The 19,743-nt window shown below is 35.5% G+C and carries 12 protein-coding genes; 2 read left to right on the top strand and 10 right to left on the bottom strand.

Features of this window, described 5'->3' with window-relative positions:
* Window positions 1-363 precede the first annotated feature (363 nt).
* The 5 genes from RT99_RS21795 to RT99_RS25950 all read right to left on the bottom strand — a co-directional run bounded on the left by RT99_RS21795 (window position 364) and on the right by RT99_RS25950 (window position 13,436).
* Window positions 364-4,929, bottom strand: coding sequence for an Ig-like domain-containing protein (locus RT99_RS21795; RefSeq protein ID WP_042566852.1), 4,566 nt, complete (start codon window positions 4,927-4,929; stop codon window positions 364-366).
* A 462-nt stretch (window positions 4,930-5,391) separates the two neighbouring features.
* Window positions 5,392-7,416, bottom strand: coding sequence for a heavy metal translocating P-type ATPase (locus tag RT99_RS21790; protein WP_042566851.1), 2,025 nt, complete (start codon window positions 7,414-7,416; stop codon window positions 5,392-5,394).
* Between the two features lie 52 nt (window positions 7,417-7,468).
* Window positions 7,469-8,674: an efflux RND transporter periplasmic adaptor subunit gene (locus RT99_RS21785; protein WP_042566850.1), complete on the bottom strand. Its 1,206-nt coding sequence runs from the start codon at window positions 8,672-8,674 to the stop codon at window positions 7,469-7,471.
* A 10-nt stretch (window positions 8,675-8,684) separates the two neighbouring features.
* Window positions 8,685-13,004: a CusA/CzcA family heavy metal efflux RND transporter gene (locus RT99_RS21780; RefSeq protein ID WP_042566849.1), complete on the bottom strand. Its 4,320-nt coding sequence runs from the start codon at window positions 13,002-13,004 to the stop codon at window positions 8,685-8,687.
* Between the two features lie 105 nt (window positions 13,005-13,109).
* Window positions 13,110-13,436 carry a DUF6660 family protein gene (locus RT99_RS25950; protein WP_371198233.1) on the bottom strand — a complete coding sequence of 109 codons (327 nt, stop codon included), beginning with the start codon at window positions 13,434-13,436 and terminating at the stop codon, window positions 13,110-13,112.
* Window positions 13,437-13,499: 63 nt separating this feature from the next.
* Between RT99_RS25950 and RT99_RS21770 the strand changes: the two genes are divergently transcribed.
* Window positions 13,500-13,730, top strand: coding sequence for a hypothetical protein (locus RT99_RS21770; protein ID WP_042566847.1), 231 nt, complete (start codon window positions 13,500-13,502; stop codon window positions 13,728-13,730).
* 149 nt (window positions 13,731-13,879) lie between these two features.
* Here the strand turns inward: RT99_RS21770 and RT99_RS21765 are convergent, their stop codons facing one another.
* The 3 genes from RT99_RS21765 to RT99_RS21755 all read right to left on the bottom strand — a co-directional run bounded on the left by RT99_RS21765 (window position 13,880) and on the right by RT99_RS21755 (window position 16,023).
* Window positions 13,880-14,926: an alpha/beta hydrolase gene (locus RT99_RS21765; protein ID WP_042566846.1), complete on the bottom strand. Its 1,047-nt coding sequence runs from the start codon at window positions 14,924-14,926 to the stop codon at window positions 13,880-13,882.
* Between the two features lie 9 nt (window positions 14,927-14,935).
* Entirely contained in the window at window positions 14,936-15,502 is a 567-nt protein-coding gene (locus tag RT99_RS21760; RefSeq protein WP_371198334.1) for a sugar O-acetyltransferase, read from the bottom strand.
* Window positions 15,503-15,585: 83 nt separating this feature from the next.
* The gene (locus tag RT99_RS21755) at window positions 15,586-16,023 is read right to left on the bottom strand and encodes a nuclear transport factor 2 family protein (RefSeq protein ID WP_042566844.1); all 438 of its coding nucleotides are present in this window, start codon (window positions 16,021-16,023) and stop codon (window positions 15,586-15,588) included.
* A gap of 126 nt (window positions 16,024-16,149) precedes the next feature.
* On the opposite strand from RT99_RS21755, the gene RT99_RS21750 reads away from it, so the two are divergent.
* Window positions 16,150-16,557 (top strand): helix-turn-helix domain-containing protein, encoded by a 408-nt coding sequence (locus RT99_RS21750; RefSeq protein WP_042566843.1) that lies wholly within the window; start codon window positions 16,150-16,152, stop codon window positions 16,555-16,557.
* On the opposite strand, the gene RT99_RS21745 is transcribed toward RT99_RS21750, so the two are convergent.
* The gene (locus RT99_RS21745; protein ID WP_042566842.1) at window positions 16,554-17,381 is read right to left on the bottom strand and encodes an AraC family transcriptional regulator; all 828 of its coding nucleotides are present in this window, start codon (window positions 17,379-17,381) and stop codon (window positions 16,554-16,556) included. The two genes, RT99_RS21750 and RT99_RS21745, sit on opposite strands and share 4 nt — an antisense overlap.
* A 249-nt stretch (window positions 17,382-17,630) precedes the next feature.
* Window positions 17,631-19,664 carry a thioredoxin family protein gene (locus RT99_RS21740; protein WP_042567203.1) on the bottom strand — a complete coding sequence of 678 codons (2,034 nt, stop codon included), beginning with the start codon at window positions 19,662-19,664 and terminating at the stop codon, window positions 17,631-17,633.
* Window positions 19,665-19,743 lie beyond the last annotated feature (79 nt).

Below are 19,743 nucleotides of genomic sequence, written 5' to 3'. Positions count from 1 at the left end.
AGTAAATCCAATATTAATTTCTGTAAATGAAAAAGCTGCAAAATGTCGATCCGACAAATGATATTTTTTTATAAATTTGCTTCAATCACTGGATTAATGTGTTCTTAAAAAAGATGTATTACAGTTTAACAACTTCATCTTCTAACTTGAAAATCAAGGTTTGTTTGTTCTTTATTTTGTGTGATTTTGTTCAAATTTTGTACCTCTTTTGTACCTCGATATCTGTCAACCTCAGCAAACACTGGACTGCTAATTTCTGCATCGGGAAATAGCAGAACAAAATAGCACAAAACAACTACAAGCAAACGAGTTAAAACATTGATAACCTATATTTTAATTCGTTTGTTATTTTCTTTTAGATAATTACCTATTCAGATATAAATATCCAGCCTTTTCATGTGTAGTAGATCGCTTGTCCTTATATCTTAATATATAATAATAGGTCCCTTCTTCTAATTCGTTTGAGTATTTACTAGAAAAAGCTCCTTCTGATATGCCCCTAAAAGCGATGTCGTTGTTATTATAATGATTTCTCTCGAATACCAAAATTCCCAGACGGTTGTAAATCTGCACTGTATTATCCGGATAACATTCTAAACCCTGAATATAGAATCTTGAGTTATTTTGATCTCCATTTGCAGAAACAGCGTTAAAGATTTTGATCAGACAATCACCAAATTCTAAAACAGTTGGTCTTTCACCATTAAAATCGCTAAAATCTGACTTGTCCGTAACAATTATTCTGCTTTTACTATTTCCAGATGCTATTGCCTGATTGCTTATAGTCCCGGCATTTAGATCTGCCTGAGTTAAAACATAGGTTCCTGTAATCGAAGAATTATCCATTTGCCCAATAGCTAAATCGATAGGGCCACCAAATATCGCAATTCCAGGTAAAGGATCAGTAACTGTTATGTTTTCAAGATCGGAGTTCCCTTTGTTTGCTATTTCGAAGCTATAAGTTAAAGTTTCACCCACTTCCGTATATCCATTTCCATTATCATCGTTAAAAACCACTTTCTTAACTATTGCAATAGCAGGAATTTCTACAAAAACACGCACTGTTGCTGTACTGCAATTAGATAAATTAGCCACTTCACAGATTTGATAGGTGAAGGTATGATTTCCTGCCTGTGTACCTGGCGCTACATCAATTGTACCATCAGCATTAATAGTAATTCCGGCAGGAAAATTTATAGCTTTTATTATCACTTGCGAAGCAGTAACAGGAATACTGTTTATCTTGTCATTGTCCAAAACATTACCTATTTCTAATGAACCATTAATACCGTCCGCATTCCATATAGGATCTCCTGCTGCCTCCAATAATGCTGCTGAAATTACTATAGTTATTGTTGCCGGACTGGCATCTACACCTACCTGGTTATCTCTTGCAGTGAATGTAAATGTATCATTACCAACAAATGTTCCACTAGGATCATAAGTGAGCATTGCTGCCTGCGCTGGTGTCAGTATCTGGTTTTTTGTTACCGGAACACCTGATAATGCCAAAATACCGTGAACTGGTAAACTTAAGATGGTATAACTAACGATGGTTCCATCAACATCTGTTGCCGTTAATTTATCGATAGGTGTTGCGCCGGATGTAGATAAGATTGCCGCATTTACATGATCAGCTGCAACCGGATTATCATTGACAGCCCTAACTCTAATGAGTTGGTTTGCTGTCGCGGTTCCGCCATTCCCATCGCTTATTATATAAGGAAAACTGATGGGTGTAGCCGAATTATAATTAGCATCCGGCGTAAAAGTAATCATACCCGCTGTTATGTTTACTTTGGCATTTGGTACAATTATCACTTGATCAAAACCTGTTAAACTTGTTCCATTAATTGAAGTAATAGTCAATGTATCACCATCAAGATCTGAATCAAGATTTAATGGGTTCAATGTTGCCGTTTCGTCTTCTGCAACTGTATAAATATCGTCTACTGCAACCGGATTATCATTGACAGCCGTAACCGTAATATGCTGGTTTGCTGTAGCAGTACCTCCATTCCCATCGCTTATTGCATAAGGAATGTTTATGGGGGTAGCCGAATTAAAGTTTTTATCTGGTGTAAAAGTTATCACGCCTGCAGCCGATATGTTTACAGTGCCGTTCGATACAACAATAACCTGTGCTGCACTTGTTAATATCGTTCCATTAATAGACGTTATACTCAACGTGTCGCCTTCAAGATCTGAATCAAGATTTAAGGGGGTTAATGTTACCGTTCCATCTTCAGTAATTGTATAAATATCGTCTACTGCAACGGGATTATCGTTGACAGCCGTAACGGTAATATACATGTTTGCTGTAGCGGTTCCTCCATTTCCATCGCTTATTGCATAAGGAATACTTATGGTTGTAGCGGAATTAAAGTTTTGATCTGGTGTGAAAGTAATCACACCTGAAGCGGATATATTTACTGTTCCATTTGCTACGGAAATTAACTGTGCCGTGCCGGTTAAAGTGGTTTCGTTGATGGACGTAACATTCAATGTGTTCCCATCAGGATCTGAATCAAGATTTAAGGGAGTTAATGTCAATATCACATCTTCCGCAACTGTGTAAATATCATCAACCGCAACTGGCACATGATTGATATTTGGATTGACAGAGCTCGAATTATCTCCAAGGATTGGATCATGCTCTGTTCCTGTTATACTAGCTGTATTGTTATAATTACCTGTAGCGTTTACTCTTGCAAGGATATCCAGCGTTGCAGTAGCTCCGTTAGCAAGACCACCAATATTCCAATTTGGTGATGACCAAGTTCCTGTTGACGCCGTTGCGCTGACAAAAGTGTAACCAGAAGGAAGAACATCTATTACCGAAACTCCCGTTGCAGCGCTTGGTCCGGCGTTGGTGGCAGTGATGGTAAATGTAATGTTATCTCCAATATTCACCGTGTTATTGCTAATGGTTTTAGATATCGAAAGATTGCTCTGAACTGCGGGTGTGACAGTTGATGTATTGTTTGCTGTATTGGTGTCCGGATTAGTCGCCGTAATGGTAGCTGTATTAGCGTATGTTCCTGAAGTTTTAACTGTTGCGACAATTGACATAGTTGCAGTAGCGCCGTTGGAAAGGTTGCCAATATTCCACTTTGGGGATGACCATGTTCCAACAGAAGGGGTTGCACTAATAAAGTCATAACCCGATGGAAGTACATCATTTACACTCACTCCAGTAGCTTTATAGGGTCCATTATTTTTTGCATTTATTGTAAAAATACTAGTACTTCCGATACTTGGATTAAGATTATCCACTGTTTTTGTAACCTCCAAATCCAACGGACAAATTGCAGTCTCAAAACTTTTTGTGACTAATGATTTACTTCCACAAGAAGTAGTTACTAAATATTGAACTACAACAGTACCTGATGCGGTAAAATTTAGCGTATTTCCGGTGAGGTTTCCAGGACCGCTACGAATACTTAATCTACCTCCTGCAGGAGTTGGATCTAATAAAACAGGATCATTAACGCAATATTTCATACCAGGCCCTCCTCCTGCGGTAACAGGCTGAATAATAGGAAGTGACTCTACACCACAAATTTGTACTGGAGCTGTAGCAAAAGTATAATTTAATTCATTTGTATCTATATCACTCCCATCGCCCATACTTCCATGGTATCTATGGCCGACGTATCCAAATTTAACTTCACAATCTTTAACAATCATTGAGGTGTGCCCCCCGGTTTCTACCGCCAGAATATGATCTTGTCCATTTAAACCATTAGGAATAACAGGGTTTGAAGTGGAACCTGTAGTTCCAAGTAACAAGCCATTATTACCAAATGCGTAAATACTTTTACTGTTGTTAATCACATTTATGGCGCCATATTGACCGTCATGTTCCTGCGGGCTAAACCATTTAATATCATTCATCACAGGACCTGTCGGAGAAGAATATCTGGGTTGTACCCACGATAATCTGTCAGTAACCGTCCAATCTCCCAGCTCCTTATTAGAATTTTCACCCATACTATATAAGTTACCGTTTGTTGCTAAAATATAGTACGATCTTGCTGTACCATTTCCTGTCGAACCAATCATTTTTGGAGTTGCATTCAAAGGTAGTGTCATTTGTACCGCCCTGGCTTGACTTGGAATAACAGGCGAGTTATTTCCCAATAATACATTATTACCCCATACATATACAGTACCGTCTGACTTCAATGCCATAAGTCCATCGTTATTTCCTCTACAGACAACGACGCCCGTCAAAAATGGATTTCCGGTATCCGAAGTTGTTACTTTGTACCACGTAACAGCATTTCCCCTTCCTCCATTACCTCTTACAGTTGATGTTTGTGAAAGTACCCACACATCTCCACTACAAGTTGTTATGGCCAATGTCTTGTATGTCGCAAACATCATTTTAACATCTTGGGGATTTACACCAGTAGGCAGACCATTTGAGTTGCCATTTATAGTGAGTTTTTGAAAAGCTGTGCTTGAGGTAATTGCAGCGCTAAGAACGATTCCTTCTTTTGACCATGCATACAATCCATCAGTTGCTAAAATAATAGCCTGAATATTACCCGTAGAATTACTTCCCAAAGCAGCCTTGAGAGGGATACCCGTTAATGCCGGAAAGTTTGATTTATTTATAGTTAGAGGGGCTAATATATCTGTAGTTCCATCATTTGCAATTTTTTCTCCCCAGATCTGGAAAGAACCATCAGAAGTTCTTACAACTGTGCTATGAAAACCCGAGACGAAATTATCATATTCTATTGTTGCAGCATCATTATTTGACTCACTTCCAAAATTGGATAAATTAGTGTTTGAACATCCTACAATTGGTGTAGCACATTGACTACTCGCAATTTGACTGAATATAAAAAAAACAAAAATGAAGCATATTATTTTTTTAAAGTTCGGGCTGTTATCTAAGGGAAAATATCGTATTGGCATAATTTTCGGATTATTTTTATCTGGGGAAATTAGATAATCGTTGGTTATTCAATTAATAAAACTCTTAACTTGATTTTCTTTACTTTTATTTTAATTGCAAGTACTTTTTTATTCAATTTGCGCTGCGGGGATGCTGTTCATGCAATAATTAAGTAGCAAAATTACGACACTTTACTGTTGATGTACTTACAATTAGCAATTATGTAATTACATAATTGCCAGCTAGCAAAACATCAATATTTAAAATTACTTATCCCAACATTCAGCCAGTTAAAATGATATTCAGTTACCATATTAGATTTTATTGAAGACCTGAAAGGTGAACTTTATTTTGATGAAAAACAGGTTTATTTAATGGGTTTCAGCCAGCAAGGAATTATGAGCTGTAGTGTAGCGCTATACCGAAAAACAATTAAATAAAAAAGCGCCAAATCAATGGCGCTTTTTTATAAATTTATCTATTTAAAATTTCATTTTCTGAATTCTCACAGCATTTAAAATTGCCAATAATGCCACTCCAACATCTGCAAATACAGCTTCCCACATCGTAGCCAAGCCTCCCGCACCCAGAATCAAAACAATTCCTTTAACAACAAAAGCCAGCGTAATGTTTTGCCAGACTATCTTGCGCGTTTGTTTTCCTATATTGATTGCCATTGGTATTTTACTGGGTTTATCATCCTGAATTACAACATCGGCTGTTTCAATTGTTGCATCACTTCCCAAGCCGCCCATTGCAATTCCTACAGTACTTAATGCCACAACCGGCGCATCATTAACTCCATCACCAACAAAAGCTACTGTTTCATTTTTAGCTTTTATTTCATTTACTTTATTTACTTTATCTTCAGGCAATAAGTCCCCAAAAGCATTACTTATACCTAGTTTATTCGCTACAAACTGCACTACAGTATTTTTATCCCCACTTAGCATTGTGGTTTTAACCCCCATCGATTTTAGTTTGTCGATAGTTAGCTGTGCATCCTCTTTAATCAAGTCAGCAATAGTTAAATATCCTGCAAACTTTTTATCATAGGCAATGGCAATCAACGTGTAAACAATAGAATCTGGATCAATATCATACGGAATGCTAAATTTGTCCATCAATTTAAAATTGCCCACATGAAGTTCTTTTCCGTTGATTTCAGCTTTTAATCCATGCCCTGCTATTTCTTCTACATTTTTAAGTTCAATGGAAGGATCAATTGCGCCTACGTGATTATGAATGGCAGTAGCGACTGGATGGGTACTTTGGCTTTCTAAAGCATTAACCATTTTAAGTATTTCTTCTCTTTCAAATTCATTTGAAATAATAACTTCCTGAACCATAAAAACTCCTTCAGTCATGGTTCCTGTTTTGTCCATTACTACATTTTGGATATTGGCAATACTATCCAAAAAGTTACTCCCCTTAAACAATATCCCGTTTTTACTCGCTGCACCAATTCCTCCAAAATAACCAAGCGGAATACTAATTACTAAAGCACAAGGGCAAGATATTACCAGAAAGACCAATGCCCGGTATAACCAATCATTAAAATCATAGTTAGGCACAAAAAAATAAGGCAATAAACAAATGGCAATGGCTAGAAAAACCACTATTGGTGTATAGATTTTGGCAAATTTTCTGATGAATAGCTCCGTTGGTGCTTTTTGAGCCGTTGCATTTTGAACCATTTCTAATATTTTGGAAAGCTTACTGTCATTATAGGCAGTAGTGACCTTTACCTGAGCAATGGTTGTTCCGTTTATCATACCCGCCAAAACGGTTTCACCTTTTACTTTAGTATCTGGTTTGCTTTCACCCGTTAGAGCGGCGGTATTAAACGATGCTTTCTCTGATATTAATTCTCCGTCTAATCCTAGTTTCTCCCCGGATTTAAGCTGTATAATAGTCCCAATACTTACATCTGCTGCTTTTACGGTTTGTACAAGATTATTCACTAAAATACTAACTTCGTCAGGACGTTGGTCCAACAAACTTTTTATATTTGATTTTGCCCTGCTTACTGCCAAAGTCTGAAAGACTTCGCCAATAGTATAAAATAGCATTACTGCGACTCCTTCCGGATATTCACCAATGGCAAATGCTCCAAGTGTAGCAATACACATCAAAAGAAATTCAGAGAAAAATTCGCCTTTTGTTATACTTTCAAATGCTTCTTTCAAAACAGGAATTCCAACAGGTAAATAAGCCACTATATACCAGGATAATCTAACATATTTTGTAAACCAGCTTGGCTGAAAATAATTATCAAGACCTATAGCTACGAGTAACAAAACTAATGAGATTATAGCAGGAAGGAACATTTTTAAGGTACTTTCATTAGCATTATGTTCATGATTATGCCCATCCTCATCAGAATGTTCCTGTTCATCATGTGCCGAACAACAACCGCTGTTTTTATCTGATTTTTTATTAATTTTTTCCTCTTGTGTGCAACAAAGCTGTTTGCCATTTGCATCGTATTTGTGTTGATGTATCATAATTTTTTTGATTTTTTCTAATTCAAAAATTTAATTATCGAATGTTGATTTTTTAATGTTCATGCTCCCCACCGCCTTTTATTGCTGATAATAAATAAAAAGCGCCCTTGAAAACTATTCGTGCACCAGAAGGTATTTCATCTACAAATTTTACCTCTGTAAAACCTAAGTCTGTTGTTCCGGGAATAACTTCAATAGCTTTAAAATGAATTTCATCCTGTTCTTTTTCTTTGTTTGCACTTTTCTTCTTGAGGTGATTTTGTTCCTGAATATAAACAAAATATTTATCACCATTTCTAACAATAGCATCTTTTGGTAATGCGGGAACAGTTACATTTGTGATATTGATGTTTGCCGAGACATACATTCCCGGAATTAAATCTTTTGCATTGGCAGGATCTATTTTTGCATGTACTGCTACCGTTTTACTTTCATTCGAAAAAGATTTATTAATTCCGAAGATTTTTCCTTTAATTGATTTATTCGATTGATTCGTTAACACAAAATCAATAACCTGCCCAACAGAAATAGAACCCAGATCTTTTTCATAAACATTTAAGTCTAAATGCATCTGACTGTTATCTACTACTTCAAATAAAATCAGTCCAGTTTCTGCAAATGCCCCTTTTGCAATGTTTATTTTGCCTACATAACCACTAATAGGTGCTACGATAGGAACAAGTGAACTATTGCCTTTGGTGCTTACATGCAAAGTTTCGAGTTTATTTTTTGCTGCCTGTGCTCTTGCTCTCTCTGCTGCCAGTTTTGATTTTACTTCCTGAAAAATTTTCCTTGGATTAACATTCTCATCACTCAGTGTTTTCTGGCGATTATATTCTAATTGTAAATATTCGATATTTGCTGTTGCAGAATGATAATCTTCCTGCATCTCGATTACTTCCAGATTTTGAATGGTTGCCAGAACTTTTCCCTTGTTGACATAAGTGCCTTCTAAAACAAAAATATCTTTAACCGTTCCGCCAATTAAGGTTGCTACTTCTGCAGAATTTTGAGGCGGTACCGTTGTATAACCGTTTGCTTTTATGATTTTGTTCAGGTTTCTCTCTTCAACCAAACCTGTTTCGATTCCAACGGTTTTAAATTGATCAGCCGTTAATGCTACTTCCGTTTCAGATTTTTCTTCTTCGTGCGTTTCTTCGGTTTTTTTATCCTGACAGGAAGTGATTAAAAAAAGACTTAAAACCAGCATCAATAAACTGATTTTAGCTGTTATTGTTGAAATATTATATTTTTTCATTTTGCGGAATTTATTTATTTGTAAGGGATGGAAACTGTAATTCTATCGCGCTTTGATTAAAGGAATGTGCTGCTTCTGCATACTGTTTTTTAATGTCAATGGCCTGATTCAAAAAACTGATGTACGACCAATAGCTCATATCACCATTAGCATAACTTTTTTCTGCCGACTTTATAATTTGATTTGCATATTGTGTTCCTTCATTTTGATAATAGGTCAATGCTTTTTTTTGCTTTTCAAAATTGTTCTGCAATTCCTGCATTTGAAAATTCAAAGCCAATTTGTTTTTATCTAATGCAAGCTCTGACTGCGAAATGCTTATAGAAGCTGCCTGTGCTTTGGCTGTATTAACTCCTCCAAATAACGGAATTTGAAGCCCTGCTGTAAAGCCCTGAAACAAAGATTCTGTATTGATGGTTTGGGCAAAATATCCCAATCCTAATTTTGGCGTACGCATAGCTTTAAACGTATTGGCTTCTTTTTGATATACCGAAATTTGCTGATTATAATAATCTGTAACCAGACCCTCTGCTTTTGATTTTCCTTTCTCATTTACATCAGAATAGAGTAATGTAGTATTGGTATCTGGTACTATATTTTCGTTAGTTTGAACAAAAAACTGAAATTGCTTTTGGTAAATAGCCATATCATAACTAAGCTGCTCTTTTTGCGTTTCGATCTCTTTTACCTTCGCCTTGGCACTAATAACCTCGATATTGCCACTTTCTCCAGTTTTAAAACGAAGCTCTGCATTTTTAAGAAATTTGGTATAAATATCATTAAGTTCAGAATTCAGTTTTTGGATTGAAATACCGTATAGATATTGATAATAAGACAGCGTGATTGCTTTTTCTATTTCATATTCAGATAATGCTTTTCGCTTTTCAGCCAGCTTGACCAGTTCTTCTTGTAATTGTCGATTGGCTTTGGTAATTTTTCCTATCGGAAAGTATTGCTGAATCGAAATATTATGATCAAAATCAACACTGTTGAATTGACCTCCCTGATATTGAACATTAAGCGGATCAGCTTGGAAAGCTGTCTTTTTAAGAGCGGTTTGTTTCTCAATTTCTTTATCGGCAATTTTTAAATCTATATTGTTAGATTTCCCTATTTCAATTGCTTTTTGTAAACTTACCGGTTGTGTAGTTTGGGCAAATGAAATACTCGTAAAAAGCAATAACAATGCGATGGTAAGAGGTTGTGATATCATTTTTCTTTTTTTAGTATTGTTCTCCAATAGCAGATATAGAATTGGCAAAACAATTAAGGTGAGCAGGGTTGCCGAAAATAATCCGCCAATAACTACTGTTGCCAATGGTTTTTGTACTTCTGCACCTCCACTGGTTGATAATGCCATTGGCAAAAAACCCAGAGATGCAACGGCAGCTGTCATTAATACTGGTCTTAGTCTGGTTTTGGTTCCAAGGAATACTCGTTGTAGCGGATCTGTTATTCCTTCTGCTTTAAGCTGATTGAAATACGAAATCAGGACAATTCCGTTTAATACCGCTATTCCGAATAAAGCAATAAAACCAATTCCAGCCGAAATACTAAATGGCATACCTCGCAACCAAAGTGCAAAAATTCCTCCAATAGCTGATAACGGAATAGCTGTAAAGATTAATCCGGCTTGTTTGAAACTATTAAAAGTAAAAAATAATAATATTAAAATTAATCCCAAAGCAATTGGCAATGCAATTGATAACCGTTTTGTGGCTTCAATTAAATTCTCAAACTGCCCTCCATAAGTAACATAATAGCCTGCGGGAAGTTCAAAACTTTTATCTAGTTTTTGCTGAATTTCCTCTACTACACTTTTAATATCACGACCACGAACATTCAGTCCGACTGTTATTCTTCGCTTACCATCTTCACGCGAAACCTGTACAGGACCTTGCTCATAATTAATGGAAGCCACTTGCGAAAGTGGTACCTGCTGCCCATTTGGCAATGGTATAAATAAATTGCTCACATCGGCAATATCGCTTCTGTTATCGGCATTCATTCGTACTACAACATCAAACCGCTTGCTTTCATCGTATATCTTACCTGCAATCTCTCCCGCAAATGACGAACGAATAATGCGGTTAATATCGGATATATTCAAACCATACAAAGCGATTTTGTTATAATCATATTTGATCGTAATTTGTGGTAAACCAGTAACTTTATCTGCTTTTAAATCTCCTATTCCCTCAATGTTTTTTACTTTCGAAATGAGTTCGGCTGCTTTTGCATCCAGAATTTCTAAGTCATCTCCAAAAATCTTAATCGCAATATCACTTCTGCTTCCGGTCATCAATTCATTAAAACGCATTTGAATAGGTTGTGAAATCTCAATGTTTACTCCAGGAATAATTTCCATTTCTTTTTTCATCGCATTCGCTAAATCTTCCCAATTTTTGTATTTTCCTGACCATTGCTTTTTATCTTTAAGAACAATAATCAAATCTGCACTTTCTATTGGCATTGGGTCTGTTGGTATTTCACCGCTTCCAATTTTAGCTACAACGGTTTTAATCTCAGGAAATTTATCTTTTAAAATCTTTTCATATTCCGTAGTAGTCTTTATCATTTGGGTTAGAGAACTTCCTGTCATAATAGTAACATTTAGTGCCAGATCTCCTTCTTCGATAGTTGGAATAAATTCTCCTCCCATATTTTGAAAAACAATGACTCCCAAAATAAATAAACCAAGAGCAATACCTAATACTGTTTTTTTAAAGGCCAAAGCCTTTTCTAAAAATGGTGCGTAAATATTCTCCAGCCACGCCATCATTCGGTCACTAAAGTTTTCTTTGTGTTCTGTATTTTTAGATAAAAACATAGCACTCATCATGGGTACATACGTTAACGAAAGAATAAAAGCACCAATAACAGCAAAACCAACTGTCATAGCCATAGGTTTAAACATTTTTCCCTCTGTACCAATAAGAGCCAAAATAGGCAAGTAAACGATAAGAATAATGATTTCTCCAAATGCAGCACTATTTCTAATCTTAGATGCTGAATTATAAACTTCAGTATCCATTTCTTCTTGTGATAATTTATCTTTTCTTTTGAGTTTCTGCAAATGATGCATCGTAGCTTCAACTATGATAACCGCACCATCGACGATGATTCCAAAATCAATTGCTCCCAAGCTCATTAAGTTTCCGCTTACGCCAAAGGCATTCATTAAAATAACGGCAAAAAGCATCGCCAATGGGATTACAGATGCTACAATTAAACCTGCACGAAGATTTCCTAAAAATAAAATAAGTACAAAAATAACGATCAATGCTCCCTCCAATAAATTTTTACTTATTGTTCCAATAGCACTATCAACTAATTTTCCTCTGTCAATGAAGGCTTCTGCTACAACTCCTTCTGGCAGGCTTTTATTTATTTGGATCATTTTTTCTTTAATACGCGCAACAACTGCACTTGAATTTTCTCCTTTAAGCATCAAAGCCAGTCCACAAACAATTTCTCCCTTACCATCTTTAGTAGAAGCACCATATCGAAGTGAAATGCCTTCCCGAACTTCTGCAACATCACGAACCAGAACCGGAGAACCATTACGATTTTTGACTACTACGTTTCCTAAATCTTTTACACCTGTAGCCATGCCGACTCCACGAATAAAGTAGGCATACTGGTCTTTTTCGATATAAGCGCCCCCCGTATTTTGATTGTTTTTCTCTAAAGCATCAAAAATTTCAGTGATGGTGACGCCTAAACTATTTAAAGTATTTGGATTGACAGCTATTTCATATTGTTTTAATTTACCACCCCAGGTACTAACATCTGCTACGCCTGCTATTCCCTGCAATTGCGGAATAATGATCCAATCTTGTATGGTTCTTAATTGTATCGCATCATACTTATCTTCATATCCTTTTTTGGCATACACATCATATTGATAAATTTCTCCTAAACCAGTTGTAATAGGCGCGAGTTCAGGAGTTCCGGCATACGCAGGGATATTCTCTTCTGCTTGTTTTAAACGTTGAAATATTTGCTCTCTGGCCCAGTAAATGTCAACATTATCTTCAAAAACCACGGTCACTACCGATAACCCGAAACGAGAAATACTACGAAGTTCAATGACTTTAGCAACGGTTTTGACAGATTGCTCAAGCGGATAAGTAATTAATTGCTCTACTTCCTGACTGGCCAAAGTTGGCGCTGTAGTAATAATCTGAACCTGATTATTGGTTACATCAGGCAATGCATCAAGTGGTAATTTTTTAAGCGAATAGCTTCCCCAGGCAATTAAAACCAAGGTAAATAATAGTATAATGAATTTATTCCTTATACTAAACTGTATAATTTTATCTAACATTTGAATATATAATGAAATGAGAAATTAAGACAATAAATTGTCTTTAAATTGTGTGGAAAGTCCACAAATCTCTAACCGAATCCCGAAAATTCGGGACGGGCAACATTATACTATTTGAGGTGGCTGCCAAATACTTCCGTAGAAATTGGAAGCTAAAACTGAGATGTAATTTGGTAACGGACGCTTAATCAAAGACCCTATAACATGAAAATCAAAATTAATTGCAGATGCATAACTTAACACTTGCACTCCACAACAACTGCATACGCAAAATGGTGAGCACAAATCATTTTGTGTGTCATGCGAATGATCTATATGAGTTTCAGTAAATTGAGCTGTCTTTTGCGCAGCATTATTCATTTCCATATCAGCACACGGCATGAAGGAAATAATAAGAATGACAAAAGACAATATGATATTGGTTGTTTTCAATACAGTAAAAATACTATTTATTCTATTACAAAATTAAATTATTTAAAGTGTCTGCTATAAAAATTGAGAACCCTGGTTTTTATCAATCCACAACTTTTTCCAAAAGTATTGGATCAATCCTATATTGAGGAATGGGAAATTTTGGGCAAAAAAGATTATTTCAACCAAAAGATTTATAACCACCTGATTACAAGTAAAAAAGGAGAAGAATTTTCACGCTGTAATTTTGAGATTTATGCGCAGCGAAAATTAGAAATATTACATCTGGAAAGTCATGTTACCTATCGGAATTAATGACTCTGGCGAAAAGTCCGTAAACATAAAATAACCTCCAAAATCAAAATAACTTTGGAGGTTTGTAATTGGGATAAATGCTGATGCGCCCGATTTATTTCTTTATACATTAGAATATTTGGCATCGCTTCAAATTGCCATCTGATATATTATTTCAAATTATCTTTAAAGAATTTTTCCAGCTTATCGAAAGGAATCACATTAACTTTATCATACAAATCAACGTGAACAGTATTTGGGATAATTATTAATTCTTTTGGTTCATTTGCCACTTTAAAAATATCTTCACTAAAATATCTTGAGTGCGCATTTTCTCCTGCGATTAAAAGCATTGGTCTCGGCGAAATTTCTTTTACATAACTTAAAATTGGCATATTCATAAAAGATATTGGATTTGTCACCAGCCAGGCTCCGTTTGAGTTTACAGAGTTAGCATGAAAACCACGTGGAGTTCTGTAGTAATCAAAATATTCTTTTATAAATTGTGGTTCATCGCCTTTCAATGTTTCCGGTAAATTTCTTGGACCATCTGCCGGTTTTCCGTTTTCTGCATCTTTCCAACGCTGCTCACCCAAATTTTCTAATGTTTTGGTTCTTTGTTCTAAAGTAACAGAATCATTGTAACCCTTCGACATTACTCTGGTCATATCATATAAACTTGTCACAGCAACCGCTTTTACTCGTTTGTCAATTGCAGTGGCATTTAAAGCAAAACCTCCAAAACCACAAATCCCGATGATACCGATTTTGCTTCTGTCAACGTTTTTTTGTAATCCTAAAAAATCAACCGCGGCACTAAAATCTTCAGTATTAATTTCAGGAGAAGCTACATTTCGTGGTTCGCCACTACTTTCGCCTGTGTAAGACGGATCAAATGCTATCACAGCAAAACCACGTTCGGCCATTATATTTGCGTATAATCCTGATGATTGTTGTTTTACAGCTCCAAAAGGCCCGCTAATTGCCAATGCGGCTAATTTTGTGTTTCCGGCATTTTTCGGAAGATATAAATCTCCGCTTAAAGTAATACCATAACGATTTTTGAAGCTTACTTTTTGACGCGTTACTTTATCACTTAATTGAAAGGTATAATGTTCTTTTGATGTATTCATTTTTTCTGATTTAGATTTTTTGTCTTGCGAAAATGCTTGCCCTGTTAAAAGAAGCATCATTGTAATAATCAATGTTTTTTTCATTTTATTAAATTAAATTGTTTTTAAAATTTTTGCAGGAATTCCGCCTACGATCGTATTATCGGGAACATCTTTAGAAACTACCGCTCCTGCTGCGACAACTGAATTTTCGCCAATCGTTACACCCGGCAAAATGGTAGCGTTGGCGCCAATCCAGGCATTTTTTTTAATGAGAATTGGTTTTGGAATTAGAGAATGTCTGTCTTCGATTGAAGTTGGGTGACCTTCGGTAAGCAAACTTACTTTCGGAGCTATTAATACATTGTCTTCAATGGTAATTCCGCCCAAATCAAGAAAAACGCAATCAAAGTTGATGAATACATTTTTACCGATTTTGGTATTTTTCCCGTAATTGATATATAATGGTGTAAATACACTTACGCTTTCGTCGATTTCAGTAGCTGTAATTTGGCTTAAAAAATTCCTGATTTCTGTGGGGTCTGACGAATTATTCATCTGAAGCAATAATTTCTTTGTAGCAAAGGAAGCTTCACGCATTTTATGTGCATCTTTATCTGCTGATGAAATGATTTCGCCATTTCTTAATCGGTCGAATATTGTTGTTTGCATCTGTTTAATATTTAAAACACAAAATTAAAGACAAAGCCTCGCAGTGGCTTTACTGCGAGGCTCAAAGAATCTTTCTGACAAGCTCAATAAATTTAAGAAACAGGTCTTGTTTCGATAATCAGGAAATGAGCGACACGGTCTTTGATGAACCATTTTCCATTTACAAATACGTAATTGTCATCATATTTGACACTGTAATCAGTCAAAATATCTTTTCCTTCAACCTCTCTGATCATTTTGATTTGAGTAAAAGAAACTCCCGAAGCAGTTTCGTTACCGATTTTTACAGTATGCTGTCCATTCAATGTAAAATAGGTTTTTACCAGAGAAGCATGATGATTAAAATCTTTTTCCATATTTTCCCTTCCGGAAACATCGGCCACCAAAACGCCACCCATATAAACTTTATAGGTAACATCCGGTGTTAATAAATCCATCATTTCTGCAATTTTTTTATCATCACCTAAATAGGCATAATCATCAATTAAGTTTCTAAGTTCTTCTTTTGTTTTTAAAATCTCTAGGGTCATAATTTTGTCGTTTAATTCAAATTGAAAATTTATTTTGTGTAATTATTACATGTCAAAATTATATTATATTTGCTTACATTTTATTAGTGATTACCTAAAGGTTAGCAAGTAATAAACAACATAGTTATGAATGAAGTAAAAGAAAATCAAGTAGATAACAAAGCATTTACAGAAGATTGCCATAAAGTTTTAATGGCAGTTTCAGACGCTTTATATGCCATTGGCGGCAAATGGAAACTGATGATTATCATCGCGATGGCAAGAGGAAATAAACGATTTACCGAAATTCAGAGACAAGTTACAGGAATCTCTGCAAGGGTTCTTTCCAGCGAATTAAAAGAACTGGAAATGAATGGTTTTATCATTAAAAAAGTAGAAAATGGATATCCTGTAAGTATAGAATATGAACTTCTGCCCTACAGTCATACACTCGAAGAAGTTGTGGGAGCAATGACAAAATGGGGAATGCAGCATCGCGAAAAAATTAAAAGCGAACCTTCTTCCGTAAAATTAAAAAAGGATAAAAAAGTCTAAATTTCCGTTGGCGAAATTCCGTATTGTTTTTTAAAGGCGGTTGAAAAATGAGATGGGTTTTTAAAACCAACTTCTATATATACGTCTTGTACTTTTCTGCCTTCTTCTTTTAGTTTTATGTAAGCCATTTCCAAACGTTTTTTTATGAGCCATTTTTGAGGTGTGAGGTTGCTGATTTTTTTAAAATCTCTTTTAAAAGTGGCCAGACTTCGTCCGGTAAACGAAGCTATTTGTTCCATTGAAAGTTCCTGATTATAGTTTTCGTTGAGGAATTCCAAAAGATCAATTTTCCAGGGTTCGGCAAAGTCAAAAAGTATTGGATAGAGTTGTTCATTGCTATTCAGCAAAGCATAAATTCCTTCCAATAATTTTAAATGTGTAACACCTTCTGTTGGTTTTATGTTACTGTCAAAATAAGGGGTAAGCGATTGAAATAAACTTTCTATTGCGGGACTTGTATCTAATTTGAAAACCGTTTGATCGGTAACTTTTGCAGCTTTAGGAATTTCAGATTTATTCATTTTGTTGTAAAAATCACGCAATATATTCCGCTTAAAAGTCAATGAAATACCTTTGTACAAATCTTCACCTTTACTATTTTTGTACATTTTTAATCGATGATCTCTTCTGATAAAAGCACAATCACCTGCCTGTAATATTATTTTTTTATTTCTGTCCTCTATAATCTGTTCTCCGGAGTACAAATAAACCAAAACATGTTCGGGCGTGGCGTGAATACACTTTTCGCTATAATCACTAAAACAGGACAAAAATATGCCCGAATAGCTTAATGTTTTTAATTTATCGTCTTGCTGAACATCCATGATTTCTTATACTGTATTACTAACATACAAAATTAAAATTTATATTTCGGTATTGCTTTGTTGTGAGGTTCATTTAATCTTTCTGTAAGGCTCAATTAGATTATTGACAATAACTCAAAAAGCACTTCTAAACGAAACCTAAAAAAGAGCTGTTGGCAAAAACAGCTCTTTTAGGGTTTCTCAAATGATGTACAAGCTTACTAATTCAAATACTTCTAAAATAATAATGTTTGAAAAACCAGTATTGTATTATTTTAATTTTTTAAAGTTCCCTACTCCTTCTTTTAACCAATTCGTATAAAATTGAATATCCGGATTATAAGCCGTTGGCTGATTTAGGGATTCTCCGTTATGATCTGTTAAAACATAATAAGGCTGGGCGTTGGTTTTGTATTTCAGGATTTGAAATTCACTCCATTTCTGTCCAGTATATTTTAATTTTTTACCTGTTATTTTTGATACAATCTGCTCGTTTTCTGCAAGTGGTCTTTTATCGTCTACATATAAAGAAATAACGACAACATCATTTTTTAACTGTGATAAAACTTGCGGATCCGGCCAGACGCGTTCTTCCATTTTACGACAATTTACACAGGCATATCCTGTAAAATCGATCATAACTGGTTTGTTTACTTTTTTGGCGTAGGTCAAACCGGTTTCATAATCATGAAAAGTCGTGATTCCGTTTGGACCGCTTTCTGCGCCTTCTGGCAATAACTCTTTTGCATCATTTGAAACCGCTGTGTTTCCAAAACCATTTGGCGATTCACTATATTGTTTTGCCGGCGGAAAACCGCTGATATATTGCAATGGAGCTCCCCAAAGTCCCGGAATTAAATACACTACAAAAGCCAGAACTGCAATTCCTAAACTCAATCTCCCAACAGAAAGATGCGTTACAGGAGAATCGTGCGACAATTGGATTTTTCCAAATAAATACAAAGCCAAAACAAGGAAAATTGCGATCCAGATAGCCAGAAAAACTTCTCTTTCTAATAAATGCAATTGCAGCACCAAATCGGCATTGGATAAAAATTTAAAGGCCAAAGCCAATTCTAAAAAGCCTAAAACAACTTTTACAGAATTAAGCCAACCGCCAGATTTTGGAAGTGAATTCATCCAGCCCGGAAAAGCAGCAAAAAGTGTAAACGGCAAAGCAATAGCCAATGAAAATCCAAACATTCCGATGATGGGCGCTAAGCCTCCCTGACTTGCTGATTGCACTAATAACGTACCCACAATTGGTCCTGTACACGAAAAAGATACTATCGCTAAAGCCAAAGCCATAAAAAAGATACCGATAACCCCACTCTTCTGTGAATTGTTATCGACTTTGGTGAGCCATGAACTTGGTAATACAATTTCGAATGCACCCAAAAAGGAAACCGCAAAAACAACCAATAATAAAAAGAATATCAAATTGAAAACGACATTTGTGGCCAGCGCATTTAAGGCATCTGCACCAAAAAGTGTGGTTACCAATGTTCCCAGCGCTACATAAATAATAATGATAAACCAGCCGTACAACAATGCATTTCGAATTCCGGCTGCTCTGGTTTTGCTTTGTTTGGTAAAAAAACTAACCGTCATTGGTATCATCGGGAAAACGCAAGGCGTTAACAATGCTGCCAAACCTCCCAGAAAACTCAATAAAAAAACACTCCAGATATTTTGTTCTTCCGGCGCGGGAACATTTTTTACGGTAACAACCGCTTTTTTGATTTCCGGTTTTATCGTATTTTCTTTTACAGTATCTGTTGCAACCGTTGCAATTGTATCGGAATTTGTGGTTTTAGTTTCCACAATTACTTTTGTTTCTTCTTTTAAATTACCTTTCGGAATTTCAAAAACAAATTCTCTTTCCGTTGGCGGTAAACAGCTTTGATCGTTGCAAACCATAAATTCTATGGTGGCATTTATCTTAAAAGCTTCATTTGTTTTTCGCTCTATTATTTGTGTAAAAATAGCTTTGGTTTCAAAAAACTTAATTCGCATATTAAAAACCGGATCATCAACTTCATGTCCGTTTGGTTCTGTAACCCCACCTTTTACCGTATAATTTTTAGATTTTTCAAATTTAAAACTCGTTGGCATTGGTCCGTTTGCAGGAACTTTTTGAGAATAAATGTGCCAGTTTTTTTCTATTTGGGTTGTAATACTTAATTCATAAGTATTACTATCTAATTCTTTTACAGCTGTTTTAAACGATACCGGATCGTAAATTTGAGAAAATGCGTTTTGAAAACTAAAAAGTATCAAAAACAATAAAAGTAATTTTTTCATAGCAGGAAACATTTCATGATCGATCCAATTAAGGAAAGTCCATAATTAATTGATAAAACGAAAAATAGTTTAGATAAAG

The organism is Flavobacterium sp. MEB061 (assembly GCF_000834715.1).
Taxonomy (GTDB): Bacteria; Bacteroidota; Bacteroidia; order Flavobacteriales; family Flavobacteriaceae; genus Flavobacterium; species Flavobacterium pectinovorum.
This window is presented reverse-complemented; position numbering and strand designations above follow the sequence as displayed.

Bases quoted from the DNA above. Each gene is read 5' to 3' on its own strand.
- RT99_RS21795 (WP_042566852.1), bottom strand. From the start codon at position 4,929: ATGCCAATACGATATTTTCCCTTAGATAACAGCCCGAACTTTAAAAAA.
- RT99_RS21765 (WP_042566846.1), bottom strand. From the start codon at position 14,926: ATGAAAAAAACATTGATTATTACAATGATGCTTCTTTTAACAGGGCAA.
- RT99_RS21740 (WP_042567203.1), bottom strand. From the start codon at position 19,664: ATGAAAAAATTACTTTTATTGTTTTTGATACTTTTTAGTTTTCAAAAC.
- RT99_RS21750 (WP_042566843.1), top strand. From the start codon at position 16,150: ATGAATGAAGTAAAAGAAAATCAAGTAGATAACAAAGCATTTACAGAA.
- RT99_RS21785 (WP_042566850.1), bottom strand. From the start codon at position 8,674: ATGAAAAAATATAATATTTCAACAATAACAGCTAAAATCAGTTTATTG.
- RT99_RS21790 (WP_042566851.1), bottom strand. From the start codon at position 7,416: ATGATACATCAACACAAATACGATGCAAATGGCAAACAGCTTTGTTGC.
- RT99_RS21745 (WP_042566842.1), bottom strand. From the start codon at position 17,381: ATGGATGTTCAGCAAGACGATAAATTAAAAACATTAAGCTATTCGGGC.
- RT99_RS21780 (WP_042566849.1), bottom strand. From the start codon at position 13,004: ATGTTAGATAAAATTATACAGTTTAGTATAAGGAATAAATTCATTATA.
- RT99_RS21755 (WP_042566844.1), bottom strand. From the start codon at position 16,023: ATGACCCTAGAGATTTTAAAAACAAAAGAAGAACTTAGAAACTTAATT.